The 24,269-nt window shown below is 72.5% G+C and carries 16 protein-coding genes; 9 read left to right on the top strand and 7 right to left on the bottom strand.

Going from position 1 to position 24,269, the window contains the following annotated elements; translation table 11 throughout:
- Nucleotides 1-87 precede the first annotated feature (87 nt).
- Nucleotides 88-2,811 (top strand): SpoIIE family protein phosphatase, encoded by a 2,724-nt coding sequence (locus tag VNL12_RS06270; protein ID WP_325592623.1) that lies wholly within the window; start codon nt 88-90, stop codon nt 2,809-2,811.
- Between the two features lie 115 nt (nt 2,812-2,926).
- Here the strand turns inward: VNL12_RS06270 and VNL12_RS06265 are convergent, their stop codons facing one another.
- The gene (locus tag VNL12_RS06265; protein ID WP_325592620.1) at nt 2,927-3,709 is read right to left on the bottom strand and encodes a 3'(2'),5'-bisphosphate nucleotidase CysQ; all 783 of its coding nucleotides are present in this window, start codon (nt 3,707-3,709) and stop codon (nt 2,927-2,929) included.
- Between the two features lie 86 nt (nt 3,710-3,795).
- Between VNL12_RS06265 and cysD the strand changes: the two genes are divergently transcribed.
- From cysD to cysC, 3 genes are read left to right on the top strand one after another with little or no spacing between them, the layout of a single operon-like run.
- Nucleotides 3,796-4,722: a sulfate adenylyltransferase subunit CysD gene (gene cysD / locus VNL12_RS06260; protein WP_325592618.1), complete on the top strand. Its 927-nt coding sequence runs from the start codon at nt 3,796-3,798 to the stop codon at nt 4,720-4,722.
- Nucleotides 4,722-5,969, top strand: coding sequence for a sulfate adenylyltransferase subunit 1 (locus VNL12_RS06255; protein ID WP_325592616.1), 1,248 nt, complete (start codon nt 4,722-4,724; stop codon nt 5,967-5,969). Before cysD ends, VNL12_RS06255 begins: the two co-directional genes overlap by 1 nt.
- 50 nt (nt 5,970-6,019) lie before the next feature.
- Nucleotides 6,020-6,601, top strand: coding sequence for an adenylyl-sulfate kinase (gene cysC / locus VNL12_RS06250; protein ID WP_325592614.1), 582 nt, complete (start codon nt 6,020-6,022; stop codon nt 6,599-6,601).
- 177 nt (nt 6,602-6,778) lie between these two features.
- Here cysC and VNL12_RS06245 read toward each other — a convergent pair whose 3' ends face one another.
- Together VNL12_RS06245 and VNL12_RS06240 are read right to left on the bottom strand one after the other, a co-directional pair.
- Nucleotides 6,779-7,822: a glycoside hydrolase family 16 protein gene (locus VNL12_RS06245; RefSeq protein WP_325592638.1), complete on the bottom strand. Its 1,044-nt coding sequence runs from the start codon at nt 7,820-7,822 to the stop codon at nt 6,779-6,781.
- Nucleotides 7,823-8,047: 225 nt separating this feature from the next.
- Nucleotides 8,048-10,084: a glycoside hydrolase family 36 protein gene (locus VNL12_RS06240; RefSeq protein WP_325592612.1), complete on the bottom strand. Its 2,037-nt coding sequence runs from the start codon at nt 10,082-10,084 to the stop codon at nt 8,048-8,050.
- 280 nt (nt 10,085-10,364) lie between these two features.
- On the opposite strand from VNL12_RS06240, the gene VNL12_RS06235 reads away from it, so the two are divergent.
- Complete coding sequence (locus tag VNL12_RS06235; protein ID WP_325592609.1) at nt 10,365-12,698, top strand: DUF5054 domain-containing protein; 2,334 nt, start codon at nt 10,365-10,367, stop codon at nt 12,696-12,698.
- Nucleotides 12,699-12,792: 94 nt separating this feature from the next.
- On the opposite strand, the gene VNL12_RS06230 is transcribed toward VNL12_RS06235, so the two are convergent.
- Complete coding sequence (locus tag VNL12_RS06230; RefSeq protein WP_325592606.1) at nt 12,793-13,767, bottom strand: type IV toxin-antitoxin system AbiEi family antitoxin domain-containing protein; 975 nt, start codon at nt 13,765-13,767, stop codon at nt 12,793-12,795.
- 204 nt (nt 13,768-13,971) lie between these two features.
- Nucleotides 13,972-14,763 carry an esterase/lipase family protein gene (locus VNL12_RS06225; RefSeq protein WP_414654854.1) on the bottom strand — a complete coding sequence of 264 codons (792 nt, stop codon included), beginning with the start codon at nt 14,761-14,763 and terminating at the stop codon, nt 13,972-13,974.
- 162 nt (nt 14,764-14,925) lie between these two features.
- On the opposite strand from VNL12_RS06225, the gene VNL12_RS06220 reads away from it, so the two are divergent.
- Nucleotides 14,926-15,552 carry a DUF998 domain-containing protein gene (locus tag VNL12_RS06220; protein WP_325592602.1) on the top strand — a complete coding sequence of 209 codons (627 nt, stop codon included), beginning with the start codon at nt 14,926-14,928 and terminating at the stop codon, nt 15,550-15,552.
- Between the two features lie 261 nt (nt 15,553-15,813).
- On the opposite strand, the gene ettA is transcribed toward VNL12_RS06220, so the two are convergent.
- Complete coding sequence (gene ettA / locus VNL12_RS06215; RefSeq protein WP_325592600.1) at nt 15,814-17,490, bottom strand: energy-dependent translational throttle protein EttA; 1,677 nt, start codon at nt 17,488-17,490, stop codon at nt 15,814-15,816.
- A 313-nt stretch (nt 17,491-17,803) separates the two neighbouring features.
- Between ettA and VNL12_RS06210 the strand changes: the two genes are divergently transcribed.
- The gene (locus VNL12_RS06210; RefSeq protein ID WP_325592598.1) at nt 17,804-18,511 is read left to right on the top strand and encodes a class I SAM-dependent methyltransferase; all 708 of its coding nucleotides are present in this window, start codon (nt 17,804-17,806) and stop codon (nt 18,509-18,511) included.
- A gap of 51 nt (nt 18,512-18,562) precedes the next feature.
- Here VNL12_RS06210 and VNL12_RS06205 read toward each other — a convergent pair whose 3' ends face one another.
- Nucleotides 18,563-19,090: a carbonic anhydrase gene (locus VNL12_RS06205; RefSeq protein WP_325592596.1), complete on the bottom strand. Its 528-nt coding sequence runs from the start codon at nt 19,088-19,090 to the stop codon at nt 18,563-18,565.
- Nucleotides 19,091-19,370: 280 nt separating this feature from the next.
- Between VNL12_RS06205 and VNL12_RS06200 the strand changes: the two genes are divergently transcribed.
- Nucleotides 19,371-23,303, top strand: coding sequence for a multifunctional oxoglutarate decarboxylase/oxoglutarate dehydrogenase thiamine pyrophosphate-binding subunit/dihydrolipoyllysine-residue succinyltransferase subunit (locus VNL12_RS06200; RefSeq protein WP_325592594.1), 3,933 nt, complete (start codon nt 19,371-19,373; stop codon nt 23,301-23,303).
- A 275-nt stretch (nt 23,304-23,578) separates the two neighbouring features.
- Nucleotides 23,579-24,091, top strand: coding sequence for a hypothetical protein (locus VNL12_RS06195; protein ID WP_325592592.1), 513 nt, complete (start codon nt 23,579-23,581; stop codon nt 24,089-24,091).
- The last annotated feature ends 178 nt before the right edge of the window (nt 24,092-24,269 follow it).

The raw sequence follows: 24,269 nt of genomic DNA, 5'->3' as shown, positions 1-24,269 counted from the left end.
CCCTTGGGGCGCGGCACGCCGCCCAGGTCGCGGTCATCCTGCGTCCCGGCGTGAACGGGGAGCGTTGCGACGGCGTACAGTCCAGCCGTGGGGCTGCGATCCGACGTGCGGGACGAGACGGTGACCGGGGCGATCGGCGACCCGGCGCGGCGCGGCGCCCGGGTGGCGGCGGCGTTCGCCGGCGAGCCGGGGGCGACTGGGTCGACCCCGCGGCTGCTGGAGCTGGTGGTCGAGGCCTTCGCCGACTGGGGGACGGTGCACCTGGTGCAGCCCGACGGCACCTTGGTGCGTGCCGCCGCCCACCATCGGGATCCCGACCTCGCACCGCTGGTCGAGGAGCTCCGCCGGGCCGCCAGCGTGAACCCGAGCCAAGCCGCGGATCTCACCGAACCCCTCCGGACGCGCCGGGCCGTGGTGCGCCGACGCACGGCCGCCGAGCTGGCCGAGGTCGCCCCGTCGGTCGAGGTCCTCGGTCTCTGGACCCGGCTGGGCTTCGGCAGCGGTCTGCTGCTGCCACTCGTCGCCCTCGACCGCCCGGTCGGGGTGCTGGCCCTCATGGCCAGCGATCGGGAGCGCTTCACCCCCGACGAGGTGATCGCGCTCGAGAGCTTGGCCGCCGAGTGCGCCCTGCTCGTGGAGACCGCTCGGCTGGCCCGCGAGGCGGAGGCGGCCCGGGGCGAGCGCCTGCGGATCCGAGCTGTGCTCGACACCCTTTTGGCCCACGCCCCGGTCGCCACCGCCGTGGTCGACGCCCGAGGTCGGTCGCTCCACCACAACGAGGCCCTGCGGGAGATGACCGCCGGGCTCCTCGGGTCGCTCGCGGTGGGCCCCGAAGCCGCCGAGCAGCCGGACCTGTTGCCCCTGGCCGAGCTCGTGCCCGAGGTGGCCGCCGAGGTGCAGCCGCTGATCGACCGGGTCATGGCCACGGGGGATCGGGTCGAGCCTCTCGAGATCCGCCTCGGCGACGTCGGTCGGCGGCGCTACTGGCAGGTCAACGCGTTCCCGATCCGTCGGGTCGACGACGTGTTGTTCGGCACCGGCCTCTTCTTCGTCGAGGTCACCGACGAGACGCTCGCGGCCCGACGCCAGAAGGAGAGCCTGGCCCGGCTCGACCTGTCGCTCGAGGCCGGTGGGCTCGGGACGTGGGACTGGGACCTGGTGACGGGCCGGGTGATCTGGTCCGCCGGCATGGAGGCCATCGTCGGGCTGGCGCCCGGTCACTTCGAGCAGACCGGGCGCGACTTCCTCTCGGCGGTTCCCGACGACGCCCGCGACGGCGTGCGCCAGCGTCTGGTCGACGCCGCCAAGGCCGGCGCCGACTACCACGACGAGTTCCTCCTCCGGCGCCCCGACGGCGACCTGCGCTGGGTCGAGACCCGGGGCCGGGTCGTGGCCGCCCGCGACGGCACCCCGCTGCGCATGATCGGCGTGGCGTCGGACGTGACCGAGCGCCACGTGATGGAGGACGTCAAGCTCAAGCTGCTCGAGCGCGAGCACCAGGCCCGGTTGGCCGCCGAGGCGTCGCGCGAGCGCCTGGCCCTGCTGGCCGAGGTCAGCGGCGCGCTGGCGTCGACGCTCGATCCTCAGGCGGTGTACAGCAACTTGGCGTCGGTGCTGGTGCCGCGCGTCGGTGAGTGGTGTGTGCTCGACGCCCTCGACGACGACGGCGGCCTGCGCGAGACCGCCGTGGTCCACATCGATCCCAGCCGGGTCCCGGCGGTGCGGGCGCTGCGGGAGCGCCGGCAGCAGGCCGGCGGTGACGGCATCTGGAGCGTGCGGCGGGCCATGCGCACGGGTCGGTCCGAGCGCGTCGAGGACATCACCGACGCCGATCTGGTCGCCGCCTCCCTCGACGACGACCACCTGTCCCTGCTGCGGTCCCTGGCGCCCCGCTCCGCTCTCGTCGCCCCCCTCGTCGCCCGCGGCCGGGTGCTCGGTGGCATCACACTGGTCACCACCGGTCCCGGTTCCTATGAGTCCGACGACCAGGCCCTCCTCGAGAACATCGCCGGGCGGGCCGCGACCGCCATCGACACCGCGATGCTCTTCGACTCCCGGACCGAGGTGGCCCGCGCCCTGCAACAGACCCTGCTGCCGCCCGCGCTACCCGAGATCCCCGGCATCGACCTGGGCGCCAAGTACCGCGTCGCCCACGCCGGCATCGAGATCGGCGGCGACTTCTATGACGTGTTCGAGACGCCGAAGGGGTGGATCGTCGTGCTCGGCGATGTGTGCGGGAAGGGCCCGGCGGCGGCGGCGGTCACCGGCCTCTTCCGTCACACCCTGCGCGCCGTGGCCCCCACGCCGGGCGCCGACGACGCCTACGGGCCGGCGGCGATCCTCTCGGCGACGAACGACGCCATCCTCGACCAGATCGACGACGCCCGGTTCGCCACCGCCGCTTTGGTGGCCCTGAGCCCAGGTCGCGGGCGGGCGGCGCTGAAGGTGGCCTGCGGCGGGCACCCGCGACCGGTGCTGGTGCGGGCCGACGGTCGCGTCGAGCGGGTCGATGCCAGGGGCACCCTGCTCGGCGTGCTGCCCGACCCGCCGTTGCAGGAGGTCGCACTCGAGCTGGGGCCCGGCGACGCGCTGGTGCTCTACACCGACGGGGTCACCGAGGCCCGCAACGGGTCGGAGCAGTTCGGTGAGACCCGGCTGATGGAGGCGCTCGGCGGCGCGTCCGTCCTCTCCTCGGCCGACGACGTGGCCGAGCTGGTCGTCCTGGCCGTCGACACCTTCCGGGACCCGGACCTGCCCTCCGACGACGTGGCCGTGGTGGCCATCCGGGTGCCCAGCTTCCACGACGGCTGACCGGCACCCCGAGTTTCCCACCGGTGGTGCGGGGAGCGTGGCGGGCTGACTTTGAGCGCTTGAGTGCAGATGCGGCGCACAACCGCTCAAAGTCCCGATGGCTCGGCGTGCGAGGTCAGCGACGGGTGACGGCGAGCACCTGCTCGGTGAGGCTCGGGTGGCACACCAGCAGGTCGGGGAGCCAGGGGTCGGGACGGTTGTAGGCGAGGGCCACGCCGTCGATGCGCGACGTGTGGAAGCCGGCGGCGGCGGCCACCGCCACCGGCGCGGCGCTGTCCCACTCGTACTGCCCGCCGGCGTGGGCGTAGACATCTGCGGCGCCGAGGACCACGGCGGCGACCTTGGCGCCGGCGGAACCCATCTCGACCAGCTCGGCCCCGAGCGCCTCGGCCACCGCCAGGGCCACCTTCGGGGGGCGACTGCGACTGACGATCACCCGGGGCCGGGCCGGCACCGCGCCGGGCGGTGCGGAGGGGGCGCCCGTCGAGAGGGTGATGCCCTGGGCCGGAAGGGCGACGGCGCCGGCGATCGGCAGGCCGCCGGCCACCAGGGCCACGTGGACCGCCCAGTCGGGACGAGGCGGCTCGCTGAACTCCCGGGTTCCGTCGAGCGGGTCGATGATCCACGTCCGCGCCGCTGACAGCCGGGCGGCGCCGTCGATCCCCTCCTCGGAGAGCACCGCGTCGGCGGGGCGCTCGGCGCCGAGGCGGTCCATCAACAGCTCGTGGCTCCGGCGGTCGCCCTCGTCCTTGAGGGTCGCCGCCCCCGACTCCCGCAGCTCGGCGCGCAGGGCGACGAGCAGGCGCCCGGCCTCGTCGGCGAGGGCCACGGCGAGCCGGTGGTCGTCCGCGGAGGCCGAGGGGGGGGCGCGATCCGGCACGGGGGGAGAGGGGGCCATGGGCGCCAGTCTGGCCGCCGTCGGCACCCGCCAATGTCGACCGGGGTGGTCAGGATTGGTGGGCCGGACCGCTACGCTCGCCGGTCGTGTCCACCCGCACCGACGCACCGCACTACCGGCTCTCCCACCTGCGATCCCTCGAGGCCGAGGCGATCCACATCTTCCGCGAGGTCGCCGCCGAGTTCGAACGACCCGTCCTGCTCTTCAGCGGCGGCAAGGACTCGGCGGTGATGTTGCACGTGGCCCGCAAGGCGTTCTGGCCCTGCGCCCTGCCGTTCCCGGTGATGCACATCGACACCGGGCACAACTACGACGAGGTCCTCGCCTTCCGCGACGAGGAGGTCGAGCGCAGCGGCATCCGCCTGGTGGTTGCCTCGGTGCCGGACGCCCTCGCCGCCGGCACGGTGAAGGAGGGCAGCGGCCAGGGGGCCACCCGCAACCGGATCCAGACCCCGGTGCTGCTCGAGGCCATCGAGGCCAACGAGTTCGACGCCGTGTTCGGCGGGGCCCGGCGCGACGAGGAGAAGGCGCGGGCCAAGGAGCGCGTCTACAGCTTCCGCGACGAGTTCGGGCAGTGGGACCCGAAGAACCAGCGCCCCGAGCTGTGGAGCCTCTACAACGGCCGCCACCACCGGGGCGAGCACATCCGAGTGTTCCCCCTGAGCAACTGGACCGAGCTCGACATCTGGCAGTACGTCGAGGCCGACGAGGTGCGCCTGTTGCCGCTCTACTACGCCCATGAGCGCGACGTCGTCTTGCGAGACGGCATGTGGATCGGCGTGACCCGCCACATCACCGTGGGCGACGACGAGGTTGTTCTGCGCCGCACGGTGCGGTTCCGCACCATCGGCGACGCGACCGGCACGGGGGCGGTCGAATCGACGGCCACCACGGTCGCCGAGGTCATCGCCGAGGTCGCCGCCACCCGCCTCACCGAGCGGGGTGCGACCCGCGCCGATGACCGCATCAGTGAGGCCGGCATGGAGGACCGCAAGAAGGAGGGGTACTTCTAGTGAGTGAGCTCCTTCGCCTGGCCACCGCCGGGTCTGTCGATGACGGCAAGTCGACCTTGATCGGGCGCTTGCTCTATGACTCGAAGGCGATCTTCCAGGACCAGCTCGATGCCATCGAGGCGACGAGCGTGCGCATGGGGGCGGAGTACACGAACCTGGCGCTGCTCACCGACGGGCTGCGGGCCGAGCGCGAGCAGGGCATCACCATCGACGTCGCCTACCGCTACTTCGCCACCCCTCGTCGCAAGTTCATCATCGCCGACACCCCCGGGCACACCCAGTACACGCGCAACATGGTCACCGGGGCGTCCACCGCGGACCTGGCCCTGATCCTCGTCGACGCGCGCAAGGGCCTCGTCGAGCAGTCCCGGCGCCACGCCTTCCTCTCGTCGCTGCTGCAGATCCCACACCTCGTGCTCTGCGTCAACAAGATGGACCTCGTCGACTGGTCCGAGGAGCGCTTCCTCGAGATCGCCGATGAGTTCCGCGACTTCGCAGCCAAGCTCGACATCGGCGACCTCACCAGCATCCCCGTCTCGGCCCTCCAGGGCGACAACGTGGTGGGTCGCAGCGCCAACATGGGTTGGTACGAGGGCACGTCGCTGCTGCACCACATGGAGCAGGTGCACTTCGCCAGTGACCGCAACCTCATCGACGCCCGCTTCCCGGTGCAGTACGTCCTGCGGCCGTACTCGAACGAGATGCCCGACTACCGGGGCTACGCCGGCACCGTCGCCGGCGGCGGGTTCAAGCCCGGTGACGAGGTCCTGGTGCTGCCGTCGGGGTTCACCTCCAAGGTGCGCGCCATCGACACCGCCGCCGGGCCGGTCGACGAGGCCTTCGCCCCGATGTCGGTGACCATCACCCTGACCGACGAGATCGACATCTCCCGCGGCGACATGATCTGTCGGCCCCACAACCAGCCACGGGTCACCCAGGACATCGAGGCCATGGTCTGCTGGATGGACGAGACCTCGGCGCTGACCCCGCGCACCAAGCTGGCCATCAAGCACACCACCCGCACCGCCCGGGCGCTGGTGAAGGACCTCCAGTACCGCCTCGACGTCAACACGCTGCACCGCGACGAGGACGCCACCAGCCTCGGCCTCAACGAGATCGGCCGGGTCACCCTCCGGACCACGCTGCCGCTCTTCGCCGACGACTACCGGCGCAACCGGACCACCGGCAGCTTCATCCTCATCGACGAGGACACCAACGCGACTGTGGCGGGCGGGATGATCCTGTGATGGTGCAGATGCTGTCCTCGGCTGGCGCCGCAGGGATGATCCTGTAGGCCATGTCGACCAACGTCACCTGGCACGGGGGGGAGGTGGGGCGCGCCGAGCGGCCCCATCGCGGGGCGACGGTGTGGCTCACCGGCCTCTCGGGCTCGGGGAAGTCGTCGGTGGCCGTGGCTCTCGAGCGGCTGCTCGTCGATGAGGGCCGTCCCGCCTACCGCCTCGATGGCGACAACCTCCGCCACGGCCTCAACGCGGACCTCGGCTTCTCGACGGTCGATAGGGATGAGAACGTCCGGCGGGCGGGTGAGGTGGCGCTGCTGCTCGCCGATGCCGGCGTGGTCGCCCTGGTGCCGCTCATCTCGCCCTACCGCGCCGGGCGCGAGTCGGCCCGCGCCGCCCACGTCGCCGCCGGGGTGCCCTTCGTCGAGGTCTTCGTCGACACCCCCATCGAGGAGTGCGAGCGGCGTGACGTCAAGGGCCTCTACGCCAAGGCACGCGCCGGCGAGATCACCGGGTTCACCGGCGTCGACGACCCCTATGAGGCTCCCGAGGCCCCCGATGTGGTGCTCACCCCCGCTGACGGCGACCCCGCCGCGCAGGCCGCTGCGGTGCACGCCCTCCTCCTGCTTCTGCTCTGACCGACGAACCAGCGAACTGCCGTCCTGGTGGGGCCGTGGAGCGCACGATGGTGGCGGTTTCGGGCCCGGTCGCCAGGGCCGGACCTGGATCACCAAACTGCCGCCCTCCTGGGGTCGTGCGACCCACCGTGGTGGCGGTTTCAGGCCCCGCTCCGACCCGGATCCACGGCGACGGCGTCAGCGCCAGGCGTAGACGCGGACGTGGTCGACCTCGAGGGCGGCCTCGCCGCCGGACGGGGCGAAGCCGGCGGCGACGGTGGCGGGGTCGACGCCCGGCGCGCCGACCCAGGCCGACAGCACCAGGCGGTGGGGTCGATCGAGCCCGAAGGGGTTGGGGAACGGTGCCGCCCCGTTCTCCCACCCGCCCTCGATCTCCTGAACGCGGCGGCCATCGGGCTCCACCCGCCACGCGCCGTCCCGGTCGAACACCGTGATCAGGCGGTCGTCCAACGAGAAGCGGATCTGCATCGTGGTCGGGTCGGCCACCTCCGTCGGGCGCCACTCGACGGCGTAGGTGTGCCACTCGGTCACGTCGTAGGGCTGGTGCGCCATGCTCTGCACGCCGCAGGTGCCGTCGCACGTGTAGTCGTAGTGGATGGCGGGCTTGAAACGGCTGAGGTTGGGCTCGGCGTCCTTGCCGATGTACTCGAACACGTCGATCTCGCTCGGGTTCTCCCGGGTCCACGACGGCCCGGTGTTGCCGTGGGTCCAGAAGCCGCCCCACAGGTAGTTGCCCGGGTGCGTCCACCGGGCGCGGACCTCGAAGCGCCCGCCGGCCTGCTCGAAGCGGTCGGCGGTGTTGAGGCCGGCACCGCTGTGGGCCTGGCCTCCGGCACACGCGCCGTCGGCCCGCTGGGTCCGCATCACCAGGCGCCCGTCGGTGACCGAGACGTTCTGCTCGCGGGGGCACGTCGACTGCTTCGGCGACTCCACCTCGTCGCCCCGCCGCTCGTCGGCGACGTACCACTTGGCCTCGTCGACCTGCTCGCCGTCGAACTCGTCGGAGAAGGTGAGCGCCCACCCGGGCTCCGACGCGACCTCGCCCGAGGGTCGCGGGTCGGACGAGGTGGACCGCCACACCAGGGCGCCGACGGCGACGCATGCCACGGCGGCGAGAGCGGCGGCGACGCCCACGGCCGGGCGCCGTCGCGGTCGCGACGGGCGCGTTGCCTCGCCCTCGTCCGGTGGGCCCGGAGCGGCCGGCTGCGCCTCGGTCTCCATCACGACCGCAGGTTAGGGACCCGGCGCGCTCCGGCTCGGTCGCGACGGGATCGTGCGCCGGCCGCGGGTGGCACCTCCGTCCCATGGCCGCGGCGTTCGGATCCCGCCCCGCCCGGGACAGGGGTGGACCCACGATGGACGGCTCGAGGTCGTTCTCGCTTCTGACGCGGCCAGGTGCGCGGGTGAGCGCCCCACCGCGTCAGAACGGTGTCGCCTCTCGGCCGCTCAGCGGCGGGGGAGGCGCAGCACGCGGGCGTCGTGGGGCTCGAGCACGCCGAGGTCGACCCGCGTGCCGCGCACCGCCAGGCGGGCCCCGGTGAAGGCCTCCACGACCTCGGTGGGGCGCTCCAGGCCGAGACGCTCCCACTCCGGTCCGTCGAGCTCGACGGTGGCGCGGACGGGGGCATCGCCCCAGTGGAACCGTCCCCAGAGCACCTCGTCGGCCTTGGTGGAGGTGACGGTCTCGGGCTCGGGCCCGGCGAAGAGGTCGACCACCCGGCAGCGCCCGCCGGCCAGCTCGTGGCACAGGCGCAGCAGGTCGAGGCGCTCGGGCGGGACCCGGTCGAGCTGGTCCGACGACACGATCATGCCGTCGGTGAGGGCGACAGCAGCGACGAGGAAGCGCACCTCGGCGTCGGTGAGACGGGTGCGGTCGGTGCGGACCATGACGCAGTCGGGGTCGTTGGACCACAGGTGGCCGTGCAGGAAGGCTCGCGTGAGCGTGTTGCGCATGGCCACGCGAGTGGAGAGGCCGCCCTGGTCCGAGGTGGCCCAGCGGGTCACCTTCCCGCCCCAGGTGGGGGCAACGTCGGTGCCGATGCGCATGGCGTCAACGACCCCCACCGCAGGACCGAGGGGCAGGCCGCAACCGATCAGTACGGCGTCCTCTCCGGCCCCGTGGCGGATCGCGTCGAGGCCGACGCGCAGGGCCTCGGCCCGGGTCAGGGTCGGGTCGTGGCGTCGTCCGGGTAGGGCGGCGGCGTAGCAGAAGTCGAGCTTGAGCACCCGGTAGCCCCAGTCCGCGCTGAGGGTGCGGGCGACCTCGGTGAGGTGGGCGATCACCTCGGGCTTCGTGCAATCGAGGACCCACTGGCCGTGGAGGGGGTTCCACTGCGGGTTCCACAGGGCGGTGACGGGCGCGCCGGCCTCGTCGCGCAGGAGCCAGTCGGGGTGGGCCCGGGCCACGTCGCTGCCGTGGTCGACGAGGAACGGCGCCAGCCAGATGCCCGCATCGCGCCCGGTGGCCCGGATGTCGGCGGCCAGCGAGGCCATTCCGGACCCGAACTTGGCGTTGGTGGCCAGCCAGTCGCCGATGGCGGCTTGGTGGCCGTCGTCGATCATCACGTAGCCGAGGGGCACGTCACCGGCGACGGCGTCGGCCGAGCGCAGCGCGCGCTGGACGTCGGCCTCGGTGACCTTGGCGTAGTGGTAGTACCACGAGCACCAGCCGTGCGGTGGCCGGGCCGGCACCCGGGCCGACTGGGCCGCGCCCAGGGCGGCGGCCCACCCCTCGAGCAGGGTGATGGGGTCCGGTCCGTCCGCCACGAGCAGGTCCTCGGTGGCGGTCGTCGTACCGGGCTCGACCGTGATGCCGTCGAAGCGGCAGGTGGCCGCCAGCTCGGCGAGGCGGCCGGCGCTGGGGTCGTCAGCCGCCAGCCGTCCGCCGGGGACGTCGACTGCGAGGTCGATCACCGAGAGGCAGCGGGCCCCGCCGATGAAGCCGAGCACGAGCCCGCCCGAGCCGCCCCGGTCGGCCAGGCCGGCCACCAGCTCGCTGCGGAAGCGGCCCGGCTCACCGCTGCGGGGCGTGTCGGGGTCGAGCGTGGTCTTCGAGACGGCGAAGAACCAGGGGTCGGGGTCACCCTCGTCCATGCGGAACGCACGGGCGTTCGACCACGAGCTCCACCCGTTGCGGTAGAGAGACCAGTCGCCGGGGCCGGCGCCGAGCCGCAACCCGGCCGGACCGCCGGTGGCGAGCAGCGTGGCGTCGTCGAGGCGCACCGACGTGGGTCCGACCACGGTGACCGCCAGGCGCAGCACGAGGCCATCGACCCCCGGCCCGACGGCGGGCCGGGCCGAGAGGGTCAGTCGGAGGTGGTCGTCCTCGGCGGTCCACGGCCCGTCGGGCGGTCCGTCGAGGCGAGGCGGGGCGAAGGCCACCGGACGCCCCGACACCCGGTACGTCACCCGGGGGAGGGACGCGCGGACCCCGGCCACCTCGCCCACCAGGTCGACGGTTCCGTGGCGGGCCTCGGCTCTCACGGCGCGGACCCTACCGGCCGGCCCGCCGCGATCCGTCGACCCGCCCGGGTGTGTGATCGGTCCTGTCGCGGTGGGCTTCGCCGGCGACGGACCGGAGGGCGGAGGTCGTTCTGTCGCCGGACTGGGCCGCCGGCGGGTGGTCCCGGGGGTCCGACAGCACGGAGAGGAGGTCGGCCGGGATCATTCTGTTGCGGTGAATCACGGAGGGTGCCGCGCGAGCCCGACAGAACCGAGGAGCGCAGCGGTCCGAGACGATCCGGCGGGCTGCCAGGCTGGGGCGGTGAGCGACCGACCGACCGTGCACCTGGTGGCCAAGACCCACCTCGACGTGGGCTTCACCGCGCTGGCCTCCGAGGTCGTCGACACCTACGTCGAGCGCTACATCCCCGCCGCACTCGCCCTGGGTGCCGAGCTGCGATCCCGAGGCGGACCCGAGCGCTTCGTCTGGACCACGGGCTCGTGGCTGGTCCACACCTTCCTCGAGCGCACCCACGCCGTCGGCCGGGCCGCCGCGGAGGCGGCCATCGAGGCCGGCGACCTGGCCTGGCACGCGCTGCCGTTCACCACCCACACCGAGCTGTGCGATGCGCCGCTCATCGAGGCCGGCCTGGCCCTCTCCGCCCGCCTCGACCACCGCTTCGATCGCCGCACGGTCGCGGCCAAGCTCACCGACGTCCCCGGCCACACCCGAGGTCTGGTGCCGCTCCTCGCTGCGGCTGGCGTCGAGCTGCTCCACGTCGGCGTGAACCCGGTGGCCACCGTCCCCGACGTGCCCCCGTGCTTCCGGTGGCGAAGCCCCGACGGGTCCGAGGTCACCGTCGTCTACCAGGCTGGCGGCTACGGCGACCTCACCGAGGTGCCAGGCTCACCGCACCGCCTGGCCTTCGCCCACGCCGGCGACAACCTGGGCCCGCCCGGTGTCGACGAGGTCCTCGCTGGCTTCGCGTCGTGGCGTGACCGGGTGCCCGGGGCCCAGGTGCGGGGCTCCACACTCGATGCCTTCGCTGAGACGATCCGGCCCGTCGTCGCGGAGCTACCGGTGGTCACCGCCGAGATCGGCGACACCTGGGTCCACGGCGTCGGATCGGACCCGCAGAAGGTCGCGGCCTACCGCGAGCTGCTGCGGGTCCGGCGGTCGTGGCTGGCGGCCGGGATGGTGGCGCCCGACGACTCGCGTCTTCGCGGCTTCCACGAGAACCTTTTGCTCGTCGCCGAGCACACGTGGGGGCTCGACGAGAAGACCCACCTGCCCGACCGGGAGCGATGGTCGCGCGCCACGCTGCCGGCTCTGCGCGCCGAACCTCGCACCCAAGCCTACGAGGCATCCTGGGCCGAACAGCGCGCCTATGTCGATGCCGCCGTCGCGGCCATCGAAAGCGACGGCCTGCGCCGGGCGGCCGGGGCTGCGCTCTCGGCGCTGCGCTCGCCCGTGCCGGCGTGGGGAGCGGGCGACGAGGTTCCCGCCGACCGGCCGACCACCGTCGGCTGCTGGGAGATCGAGATCGACCCGGTGACCGGGGCCATCACCCACCTCGTCGACCGGGTGTCGGGCCGGGCCCTCGCCGACGCCGATCACCCGGTCGCCCTGCTAGCCCACCAGGCCTTCTCGGGGGCGGACTACGACCGCTACCTCGGTGCCTACGTGCACGCCCTCCCCGACGATGAGTGGTGGGCCGTGCAGGACAACACCAAGCCCGGCATCGACGCCGCCGGCGCGACCTCCGCCTGGTGGGAGCCCGAGGCCGCCGGCGTGCACCTCGGCGAGCGCTGGTCGTCCCGCCGTGGGGCCGGCCGGGTCGCCGCAAGCGATGAGGCGGCCGGCGGCGGTGGGGCTTCGGGCGCCGTGGTCGGGCCCGGCGAAGGAGCTTCGGACGAGGCGGTCGGGCTCGGCGGTGGTGGGGCTGAGAGCGCGGTTGCCGGGTCGGGTGGCGGTGGTGCGGGGAGTGCGGTGGTCGGGCCCGGCGAAGGAGCTTCGGGCGCGGACCCCGGTACCGCCGGTGACTTCGGGCTGGGCGGCGCGGGCGAGGGTCGCGCTGAGCAGCGCGCGGTGGAGGCCCTAGTGGTGCGGCTGCGGCTCCCGGCCGAGGCGGCGACGCGCTCGGGCGCCCCGGCCGAGGCCACGCTCTACCTGAGCGACGTCAGCCCGCCGGAGGGACCGTCCACGCTCAGCCTCGAGCTGCGCTGGGGCGACAAGCCGGCCAACCGACTGCCCGAGGCCACCTGGTTGGGTGTCCGTCCCCTGGTCGAGCGCCCCGGGACCATGGTCCTCGACAAGCTGGGCCAGGACGTGTCGCCCCTCGACGTGGTGCCCGGCGGCGGACAGCACCTCCACGCCGTGGGGGAAGGGGTGCGCTGGCCCAGCCCGGAGGGCACCCTGGCTCTGCGGACCCTCGACGCTCCTTTGATCGCCCCCGGCCGTCCCCGTCTGCTCGACCCCGCGGCCAGGCCCCCCGACCTGGCCGAGGGCATCTGGATCGCCCTCCACGACAACGTCTGGGGGACCAACTTCCCCATGTGGTCCGAGGGCCCGGCCCGCTTCCGCTTCACCCTGTCGTGGGACCCGGCCCCGATCCCGCCGTCGACCCCGATCCGCTTCGACCCCGAGCCATTCTGAGGTGCGAGGCGGACATCAGTGTCCGTTGGAGGTCTCAGAACCGAGGCGCCGCCATTCTGAGGTGCGAGGCGGACATGGGTGTCCGCTGGAGGTCTCAGAACCCGGCGGCCGGGCGGATCAGACGCTCGCCGGTGCCGGCCGCGGCCAAGGCGGCGGCCACCGTCGTCGTGACCCACCTCGGATCTCGGACGATCTGGTCGTAGGTGAACTGGTGAACAGCGAGGCCGAGCAGCTGGAGGCGGCTGGCGCGGGCGGCATCGGCCGTCAGTGCCGGGCGGGAGGAGTGCGAGGCGTAGCCGAGAGCTTCGAGGACGACGCCTTCGCGCTCGTAGGCGAAGTCGACCCGGGCGACGAAGGCACCACGGCGGCGCACGACCCGTTGCACGATGGGTCGGGGGAGGTGCGCCCGTTCGATGAGCGAGAGCATCTCTCGCTCCAGCCAGCTCTCGGTCGGGCCGAGCCGGGCTCGCGTGGCAAGTGCCTCCTCGAACCGGCTGACTCCGTTGCGGCCGCGGCAGCGCCGCTGCTCCAGCAGCCACCAGAGCCACCGTTCGGTGGCGCGCCGGGTGCGCACCGCCTCCTCGATCGCCGACGTGAGGGCCTCGTCGTCGACCTCGGACCGGTCGAGCGCGGCCAGGCCGAGCAGCGTGCGGGCCACGCTGGTCGTCGGGATCGGCCCGATCGCCAGGGTGTCGTCGGGCGGCAGGTTGGTCGAGGTGTGGGTGCGCCAGGTCGCGACCGAGCCCGCTGAGCCCGATGACCGCCCCTTGGGGACCGAGACGTCGATCAGTGGCCCGGGCCGTGGGAGGAGTCCGTGCAGCCAGGCGGCGGTGTGGTGCGAAGCCACCCCGCCGAGATCGAGGCATGCGGCCAGCACGTTGCCCTGAGGGCTCTCGGGGTGGGTGGACAGGCGCACGGTCGTGGAGCCGGCCGGCACCAGGAGGCCGCAACCGATGCGTCGGGTGATGGTGCGACGCGAGAGGCCAGCCTCGCCGAGCTGGGCGATGGTGAGGAGGCCGAGCTGCGATCGGGCCCGCTCGGCGATGGCCCGTTCGGTGGACGGGTTCATGCCTCCCTTCTACCGAGGGGGTGCGACAGCGAGCCCCTGAGGCGCGTCCGTGGGGGTCCTCGCATCCCCATTCTGAGGTGCCAACCGGACATGGGTGTCCGCCGGAGGTCTCAGAACCGAGGCGCCCTCATTCTGAGGTGCGAGGCGGACATGGGTGTCCGCTGGAGGTCTCAGAACCGAGGAGGGAGTCGGGCGCGACGCGGGTCAGAGGGCCCAGCAGCTCAGGCGGACGGGACCGCCGGCGAGGGCGGTGCGGATGCCGGAGTACACGGTGCCGTCGTAGATGAGCCCGACGTGGCCCACCACGCGGGCCCAGCACGGGTTCTGCACCAGCACGTTGGTGGCGCCGTCGTAGAGGGTGGCGTTGTCGACCGGGCGCACCAGCTCGTCCTGCCAGGTGCGGATCGTGGTGTAGCGGACGGTGCCGATGGTGTCATCGCCGGCGTTGAGGGCGTTGAGGAACGACGACCCGATGCGCATCTGCTCGCAGGCGACGATGGCGAGGCAGTTGCCGAACCCGAGGACGTTCGCCAGGTTGGCCACGTAGGTGCCCCGGTTGGGCGTGCCCAGGGTGACGAGGCTGTCGACCTCGGAAGCCCCGCCATACCACTTCACGTAGGCCCGGGCGACGAGGCCGCCTTGGGAGTGTCCGACCAGGTCGACCTTGGCCGCCCCGGTCTGGGACCGGACCCCGTCGGCGAAGGCGTCGAGGGCCTGGGCGGTGAGGCGGAGGTCCTGGGTGCCCAGGGTCGGCAGCTCGAAGATGCGCACGGTCTGGCCATCGGCACGCAGGCGGTCGGCCAGCACCTCGTTGGCGAAGGCGGGAGAGAAGGTGCCGGCCACGACGATGACCGGGTCCTTCGCCGGCGCGGCGGCGACCGGGGAGGCCGGCCCCAGGGCCACGCCCAGGCTGGTGGCGACGACGACGAACGCGGCGACGAGAGTACGACGGGGAGAGCGGGTCACGGTGTCCTCCGGGGACGGGGTCGACGGCATGCTAGCCGCCGACGTGACCTCAGTCACGAATCCCAGGGAGCGCGGACCGGGTCGGTGCTGACCAGTCCGGTGGGCGGAGCACGTCGAACGTGGTCCGTGCCCCCTCCCGCGGTGACGCCGTCACGTCCTCCCAGGGAGGCGGCCGTCGGTAGCGTCTCCCCGGTGCCGACCTCGCCCGACCGTCGTCCGGCGCGCCGGGCCGCGGCGCTCGGCCTGGTGCTGGGACCCGCGGCGTTCATCGCCGCCTGGGCCATGGCGGGGGCGCGGATGCCCGATCCCTACAGCCCGGTGTCCGATGCCATCAGCCGCACCGCGGCGGTCGGATCACCCCCGCGGTGGCTCATGACGAGCGGGTTCCTGCTCTACGCGGCGGGCTCGGCGGCCGGTTCGATCGCGCTGCGGCGCTCGGTCCCAGGACCGGCGTGGATCGCCAGCGCGGTGAACAGCGCCGCCACCGTCGGCGTGGCCCTGACCCCACTCGACCACTCGGTGGGCCTTGACGGCGCCCACGCCGTGACCGCCACGACCGGCTACGTCTCGCTCGCCCTGACGCCGCTGCTCGCCGCGCAGCCACTGGCCGACGCAGGGCACACCGCGGCGGCGAGGGCGTCGGTGGGCGTGGCCGCGGCCGTGGGCGCGTGCCTGATCGCCACCGTGGGATCCGACAGTGCCTCAGGACTGCTCCAGCGCATCGGCCTCACCGTCGGCGACGCCTGGCTGATCGCAGCCGGCGCGGTCCTCTTGACCGGCCGCACCCTGCGCCCCACGAGGTCTCGCGTCGCTCACTGACGGGCTGGCGGGCGCGAGCGTGACGCCCTTCGTGGTCGCCAGGCGCGCCGCACCATCCGGTCGGTCGAGATCTTGGCGACGGCGCCCCGCGAGTTGCGGTGCGAACCCAGTGTCCGAGGTATCGACCGCGCCGACGTCCCCGACATCTCGCCCCGGTTGGAGGCGATCCGGCTCCGGCAGTCCCGTCTCGCGCCTGCCCGTCCCGAGATGCCGACCGAGCCCCCGACGGCGTGAGGGCACGCGCCCGTCCAGGCTGGGGCGCTACCGGGCGAGGGGCTTGTACTTGATGCGGTGGGGCTGGTCGGCCGCCGCGCCGAGCTCGGACTTGCGCTGGGCCTCGTACTCGCTGAAGTTGCCCTCGAACCACCGCACCTGGCTGTTGCCCTCGAAGGCGAGGATGTGGGTGGCGATGCGGTCGAGGAACCAACGGTCGTGGCTGATCACCACCGCGCAGCCGGGGAAGGACTCGAGGCTGTCCTCCAGGGCTCGGAGGGTGTCGACGTCGAGGTCGTTGGTGGGCTCGTCGAGCAGCAGCACGTTGCCGCCCTCGGAGAGCACCTTGGCCAGGTGCACCCGGTTTCGCTCGCCGCCCGAGAGGGTGCCGACCGGCTTCTGCTGGTCGCTGCCCTTGAAGTTGAACGTGGCCACGTGGGCCCGGCTGTTCACCGAGCGCCCGCCGATGACCATGTCGTCGCGCCCGCCGGTGATCTCCTCGTAGACCGTCTTGTCCGGATCCAGGCTCTGGCGGCTCTGGTCGACGTAGGCGAGCTGCACGGTCGTGCCGACGGTGACGGCGCCAGCGTCGGGCGCCTCGCCGTTCGTGAGCATCCGGAACAGGGTGGTCTTGCCCACGCCGTTGCCGCCGATGACCCCGACGATGCCCGCCTTGGGCAGCGAGAACGACAAGTCGTCGATGAGGAGCTTCTCGCCGTAGCCCTTGGAGAGGTGGTCGACCTCGATGACCTGGTCGCCCAGACGCTCACCGGGGGGGATGGCGATCTGCAGGTCGCGGCCCCGTCCCTCATCGGCCTTGGCCTCGGCCAACAGCTTCTCGTACGCCGAGAGGCGGGCCCTCCCCTTGGCCTGGCGGGCCTTGGGCGCCATGCGGACCCACTCGAGCTCGCGGGCCAGGGTGCGCGACCGGGCGCTGTCGCTCTTCTCCTCGCGGGCCAGGCGGTCCTGCTTCTGCTCGAGCCACGAGCTGTAGTTGCCCTGGAAGGGCATGCCCCGGCCCCGGTCGAGCTCGAGGATCCACCCGGCGACGTTGTCGAGGAAGTACCGGTCGTGGGTGATGGCCACGACGGTGCCCGGGTAGTCGCGCAGGTAGCGCTCCAACCAGGCGACCGACTCGGCGTCGAGGTGGTTAGTGGGCTCGTCGAGCAGGAGCAGGTCCGGGGCGGAGAGCAGCAGGCGGCACAGCGCCACCCGGCGCTTCTCACCGCCCGAGAGGGGGGCGACCGACGCCTCGCCCGGTGGCAGGCGCAGGGCGTCCATGGCCACCTCGATCTTGCGGTCGAGGTCGTTGGCCCCCTTGGCCGAGATCTCGGCCTCGAGGCGGGCCTGCTCCTCGCCGATCTTCTCGTAGTCGGCGTCGGGGTCCGCGTACGTGGCCAGCACCGCGTCGTAGGCGGTGAGCAGCCCGGCCACCTCGGCCACGCCGTCCATGACGTTGCCCTTCACGTCCTTGGTCTCGTCGAGGTGCGGCTCTTGCTCGAGCATGCCGACCGAGAACCCCGGGGTCAGGCGGGCCTCGCCGGTGTAGTCCTGGTCGAGGCCAGCCATGATCCGAAGCAAGGACGACTTGCCGGCGCCGTTGGCCCCGAGGACGCCGATCTTGGCCCCCGGGTAGAACGACAGGGTGATGTCCTTGAGCACCTCGCGGTCCGGCGGGTGGAACCGGCTGCACTTGTACATGGTGAAGATGAACTGGGCACTCACAACAGGACTCCGATCGGGGGCGGCGCGGGCGAGGCAGCCGGCGCACCGAGCTGGGCTCGGGCCCGACCTGCGAGCCCGTCGTACCCATGGGACCGTTCGGAGGGTATCGGTCCGACCCTGGTGACAATGAACGCCGCCACCCGGGACTCCGGTCCCGACGACGCCGCTACGAGCACCCAAAGTGCTGAGAGTTGCTGGACAATCACTTTGAGTGGGTGATAGGGTCGACGGGCATGACCGACCAGGGGGCGACAGTGACGATCCAGGGCGACGTGGACGAGCCCGCATGGGGCGAGGGGGCGCGGCCTCAGCCTTGGGGTGGCCGGAGCCGTTGGGTTCCATCGGCATCGACCGGCGCCTCGCCCTGCTCGACGGGATCCGTCCCCTGCAGGGCACCGCCGTGCTCGACATCGGGTGCGGCAACGGCTCCTACACCGAGCGCCTGGCCGAGGGGTTCGACCGCGTGGTGGGCGTCGAGGTGGAGCGGGCCCGCATCGATGAGTTCTCCGAGCGCATCGAGGGCCGGCCTGACCGGCAGCGCTTCGAGCTGCGCGTGGAGAGCGCCGAGGCGCTGAGCGACCCGGACGGGAACTTCGATGCCGTGGTGGCCATCGAGACGCTGGAGCACGTGGTCGACGCCGAGGCCGCCGCCGCTGAGGTTTTCCGAGTGCTGCGTCCCGGGGGCGCCTTTCACGTCACTGTCCCCAACCGCGGGTTTCCCTTCGAGACCCACTCGTTCATGATCCGGGGCCGTGAACGGCGGTCGAAGTGGTACCCGTTCGTGCCGTGGGTGAAGCCCCTGCACCGGCGCATCTCGACGGCTCGGAACTACCGCCCGCGCGACTTGCAGGCCCTCCTCGGCGGGGTCGGCTTCTCAGAGGTCGACACGACCTTCCTCATGCCCCCGCTGGAGCGGTGGGGACCGGGTCGGTACCTCCGGCGCCCGATCGACGCGCTGGCCGCGACGCCGGCGCGCCACCTCGGGGTCTCGGTGGTGGCCGTGTTCGAGCGACCCGCCTGAACGACGCGGCCATCGATCGGCGCGACCACGACCGGCGCGAGCGGAGTTCGATCAGACGTCGACGGGCTGCAGGCGGCCGGTCGCCACGTCGTAGACCGCGGCGCCGACCACCAGGTCGGGACCGAGGAGCGGGTGGGCCCGGATGCGGTCCACGTCGTCCGCCACCGCGGCGGACGGATCGGCGATGGCCTCGGGCTGGTAGCCGGCGATGGCTGGGTCGTTCCGCGCCCGGCCGGTTGCGTCGGCGAGCTGGGCCCGGACCTGGTCGTCGGAACCGACCAGGCCGCAGTCGGTGTGGGGCACCACCAGCACGCGGTTGGCGCCGAGGAGGTGGACGGCGAGGACGAGGGAGCGCAGCACGTCGCCCGTGACCCGGGCGCCGGCGGTGCGGAGGATCTTGGCGTCACCCGGAGCCTGGCCGAGCACGGCGAGGGGGTCGATGCGGGTGTCCATGCAGGTGATCACCGCGAGGCCCCTGGCCGCTCGGCCGCTGAGGGCGGCGAGCGGGAAGTCGGCGGCGAAGGCGGCGTTGGCCGCCCACACATCCGCGAAGGCGTCGTCGGGCCCGCTCGTCTCCACGACCGCAGCATGGTCGGAGCGACGAACGGAATCGAAACCGGCCGGTGGCGGCCCGGCCGAACCCGGTCCGGGCTGTGGCGCGAACTGGTGCGGTGAGGCGGGGGGCGTCCAACGGTCATGACCGTTACCCGGCCGAGTCCGATCCGAGCGGTGGCGCGAGGTGGTGGCTCAATCGCCAGATCGCGCCATGCCTCGGGTCGAGTGGCGAGCTCCTCTCCGTCCGACCGATGAGAACCGGCCCGCCGGGGAGGGGGCGGGGCGGTCGGTAGGCTCGGCTCCGATGCCTGAGGACTCCGCACCCCCGTCCGACAACCTCGGCCCGAACGCCTGGTTGGTCGATGAGATGTACGACAGCTACGCGGAGGACCCTTCGTCGGTGAGCGAGAGCTGGCAGGAGTTCTTCTCCGGCTACCAGCCGAGCGGGCCGGCGGGCTCAGAGTCGCCGGGGGCGTCGGAGCCCGGCGGCGCCCGCAACGCGGGGACCTCGGCCGCGCCCACGCAGGGCGACGAGGGTCGGGGCCAGACCAGCGAGGCCGCCGATCCCGCGGTGGCCACGACCGATGGCGGGGCCCGGGGCGATTCCGGGGCGAACACGCGCGAGAGCAGGTCGAAGCAGGGGGGGACCGGGGCGACGTCGGCCGACCCCTCGACCACCGTGCTGAAGCCGGCCGGGGACAAGGCCAAGTCCAGATCCACGAGCGACGAGAAGGCGACGGCCAAGGGCGATGGCAGCTCGGCCAAGGCCGACGTCAAGGGCGGCTCGGCCAGGGCCAAGGACGGCGAGAAGGCCAAGTCCGACGGCAAGGGCAAGTCCAAGGACGCCAAGGGCGACGGGAAGACCGAGGCCGACGAGGAGCCGCCCGGTGAGGCGCTGCGCGGCGCGGCGGCCCGCATCGTCACCAACATGGAGGCCAGTCTCGCGGTCCCCACCGCCACCAGCTTCCGCGAGGTGCCGGCCAAGCTCCTCGAGGTCAACCGCAAGGTCATCAACGGCTACCTGTCGCGGACGCGGGGTGGCAAGGTCAGCTTCACCCACATCATCGGCTACGCCCTCGTCCGGGCCATCGCCGATTCCGTGCCCGCCCTCAACCGCTCGTACGTCGAGGGCCCCGACGGCAAGCCCCGCGTCGTGCACAACGAGAAGGTGAGCCTCGGTCTCGCGGTCGACATCGAGAAGTCCGACGGCAGCCGCACCCTGATGGTGCCGGTGATCCGCGACGCGAACACCCTCGACTTCGCCGGCTTCTGGGCCGCCTACGAGGAGATCATCCGCAAGGTCCGCACCAACAAGCTCACGCCGGATGACTTCGCCGGCGCGACGGTCACCCTCACCAACCCCGGCACCATCGGCACGGTGCAGTCGGTGCCCCGCCTCATGCCCGGCCAGGGCGCCATCATCGGCGTCGGTCGCCTCGGCTACCCCACGGCGTTCCAGGGCGCCGATCCCGAGGCTCTCGCCGACCTCGGCGTGTCGAAGGTCATGACGGTGAGCTCGACCTATGACCACCGCATCATCCAGGGCGCCGAGTCGGGACTGTTCCTGAAGCGCATCCACGAGCTGCTGATGGGCGAGGGCGACTTCTACGACGGTGTGCTGCGCTCCATCGGCGTGCCCTACGAGGCCGTGCGGTGGCGACAGGACACCAACCCCGTGGACAGGGAGGAGTCGAACCTCCAGAAGCAGATCCACGTCCAGGCCCTGATCAACATGTACCGGGTGCGGGGTCATCTCATCGCCGATCTCGACCCGCTGGCGGCCAAGGAGCCGCACATGCACTCCGAGCTCGACCCCGCGAGCTACGGCCTCACCATCTGGGACCTCGACCGGACGTTCCTCACCGACGGCCTCGCCGGCCAGCCCCGCATGGCCCTGGGCGACATCCTCGGCGTGCTCCGCAACGCGTACTGCCGACGCATCGGCATCGAGTACATGCACATCCAGGAGCCCGAGGAGAAGGACTGGGTCCAGGCCCAGGTCGAGGGGGCCGACACCAACCTGGGCCCCGAGGACCAGCGTCACATCCTGGGCCGGCTCAACGCGGCCGAGGCCTTCGAGAAGTTCCTCGGCACGAAGTTCCTCGGCCAGAAGCGCTTCGGCATCGAGGGGGCCGAGTCGGCCATCCCGATCCTCGACGCCATCCTCGAGGAAGCCGCCGCCGACCACCTCCATGGCGCGGTGCTGGGCATGGCCCACCGGGGCCGCCTCAACGTGTTGTCGAACATCGTGGGCAAGTCCCTCGACAAGCTCTTCACCGAGTTCGAGGGCTACATCGACCCCGAGTCCACCCAGGGCTCGGGCGACGTGAAGTACCACCTCGGCCAGCGGGGCACCTTCACGTCCCGCCGCAACCAGGAGATCACCATCGAGATGGCGGCCAACCCCAGCCACCTCGAGGCCGTCGACCCCGTCGTGGTCGGCATGGCCCGGGCCCGTCAGGACGTGATCAACGATCCCGGGGCCTTCTCGGTGCTGCCCCTTCTGGTGCACGGCGACGCCGCCTTCGCCGGCCAGGGCGTGGTGGCCGAGACGCTGAACCTCTCGAGCATCAAGGGCTACCGGGTGGGCGGGACCATCCACCTCATCATCAACAACCAGCTCGGCTTCACCACCCCGCCGGACGCGGCACGGTCCTCGGAGTACTGCACCGACATCGCCAAGATGGTGCAGGCGCCGATCTTCCACGTGAACGGCGACGACCCCGAAGCCTGCGTGCGGGTGGCCCGCCTGGCCTACGCCTACCGCCAGCGGTTCCACAAGGACGTCGTCATCGACATGGTCTGCTACCGGCGCCACGGCCACAACGAGGGCGACGACCCGAGCTACACCCAGCCCCTCATGTACAAGCGCATCGACGCCCGGCGCTCGGTCCGCAAGCTCTACACCGAGGCCCTCGTGCGCCGCGGCGACATCACCATCGAGGAAGCCGAAGCCGCCCTCGACGACTTCTCCAGAAAACTCGCCTCGGCCCTCGAGGAGACCCGGGCGCACGCACCGGAGGGTGATGTCGTGGCCCGGCCGCCGGCCCCGGCGCGCGGCGTGCTGCCGCACGTCACCACCGGTGTTCCGTCCGAGACGATCGAACAGATCTACCAGCGGCTGTCGGACCGGCCCGAGGGCTTCACGGTCCACCCCAAGCTGGCCAAGCAGCTCGACGCCCGCGACAAGATGTTCGACGGCGGCGAGGTCGACTGGGCCCTGGCCGAGGCCCTCGCCTTCGGCTCGCTCCTGCTCGAGGGCAACACCATCCGGCTCTCGGGCCAAGACTCGCGCCGGGGCACGTTCTCCCAGCGCCACAGCGTCCTCGTCGACTACGAGACCGCCGCCGAGCACGCCCCCCTGGCCCACCTCAGCCCCGACCAGGCCAAGATCTGGATCTATGACTCGCTGCTCTCGGAGTACGCCGCCCTCGGCTTCGAGTACGGCTACTCGGTCATCGCAGACGAGACCCTCGTGGTCTGGGAGGCGCAGTTCGGCGACTTCATCAACGGCGCCCAGATCATCATCGACCAGTACTTCGCGGCGGCCGAGGACAAGTGGGACCAGCGCTCGGGCCTCGTGCTCCTGCTGCCCCACGGCTACGAGGGCCAGGGCCCCGAGCACTCCTCGGCCCGCATCGAACGGTTCCTGACCCTCTGCGCCGAGGACAACATCCAGGTCGCCAACGCATCGACGTCGGCGCAGTACTTCCACCTGCTGCGCCGCCAGATGCACCAGGACGTCCTCAAGCCGCTCGTCGTCTTCACGCCCAAGTCGCTGCTGCGGGCCAAGTCGGCCCGGTCGTCGGTGGGTGACCTGCTCTCCGGGTCCTTCGAGGAGGTCCTCGACGACCCGGGCGTCACCGACACCGAGACCGTCCAGCGGGTGGTCTTCTGCAGCGGCAAGGTCAGCCACGACGCGCTGGCCCGGCGCGACGAGCTCGGGGTGCCGGCGGCCATCGTGCGCCTCGAGCAGCTGTACCCGTTCCCCCGGCGCCGCATCCGCGAGCTCCTCCAGCAGTACGGCAACGCCACCGAGGTGATCTGGCTGCAGGAGGAGCCCGACAACATGGGGCCCCGGTCCTTCGTCGACGAGCGCCTGTGGCCACTGGTGCCCGAGGGCATGAAGTACCGCGCCGTGTCCCGGGTCGGGTCCGGCTCGCCGGCGGGTGGCAGCCACGCCATCCACGTCCAGGAGCACGACGAGATCCTCACCCGGGCCTTCGAGGGCCTGTAGCGGGCGCCGCCGCCCACCGCGGCCGGTCCTGAGCTCCGCCCATCCCGATGGTCGCCGACGCCGAGCCCCCCGATTCGCCCGATTCGCCCGAGCCGTCCGAGCCGTCCGAGACTCGCGGAGGCAGTGCCTCGGTCGATGCCGGCTCCTCCCTCGCTCCCAGATCTCCCGCGGCTTCCGGATGGCCCGTGGACCCTGAGTCGCCTCTGGTCCCCGAGTCGCCCGTGGCCGCCGAATCGGTGGTGGCTCCCGAATTGCCCGTGGCTCCCGGGCCGCCCGTGGCTGCCGTCGACGCTGAGCTCCGGACCCGTCCGCCGCAGGGCCCGCTGCGGTTCATCGGCGCCGTCGCCGTGCTGACCGTCCCGCTCGCGGTCGCGGCGGTGGCGATGGGCGACGGCCTGCTGGGGATGGTCGCGCTGGTCAGCGCGCTGTGGGCCGCAACGCTGACCTTCATCGGGTGGACGGCCTACGCCTGGGCCGACCACGACGGCGTGCAGGTGCACTGGCTGCGAGCCACCGAGCGGGTCGACTGGGCCGAGGTGACCGCCATCGAGGTCGACCGCTCCGGCCCCGGCGGGGCCCGCCGGGGCGCCCTGATGGTCCTGACCGGCGATCGCCGGCTCCGGTGGACCCCGTGGGTGCCGTTCCTCTGGTTCGCCCACGCCGGGGCCAACCGCAGCGTGGAGGACCTCGACGCGCTGCTCGTCGCCCTCGGCCTCGGCCTGCGGGTCACCGACCCTCGGGCCCCGGTGCGCGGGGACAGCGGTCCGGACCCCGGCACCCGGAACTAGAACGCGTTCCAGCTCCCGGTAAGGTCGCCGCCGTGACCGACCCCTCCGCCGCCGCCTCCGCCGACCCCGCTGCGCCCGCCTTCCACGAGGCGCAGTCCGGGGGCGTCATCGACACGTTCCTGGCCATGCCCGACACGCGCGAGAAGCAGGCGGCCAAGTACGAGAACATCCGCCGTCT

The organism is Iamia sp. (assembly GCF_035575815.1).
Taxonomy (GTDB): domain Bacteria; phylum Actinomycetota; class Acidimicrobiia; order Acidimicrobiales; family Iamiaceae; genus Iamia.
The sequence above is the reverse complement of the archived record's forward strand: the minus strand, read 5'-3'. Positions and strand labels throughout refer to the sequence as shown.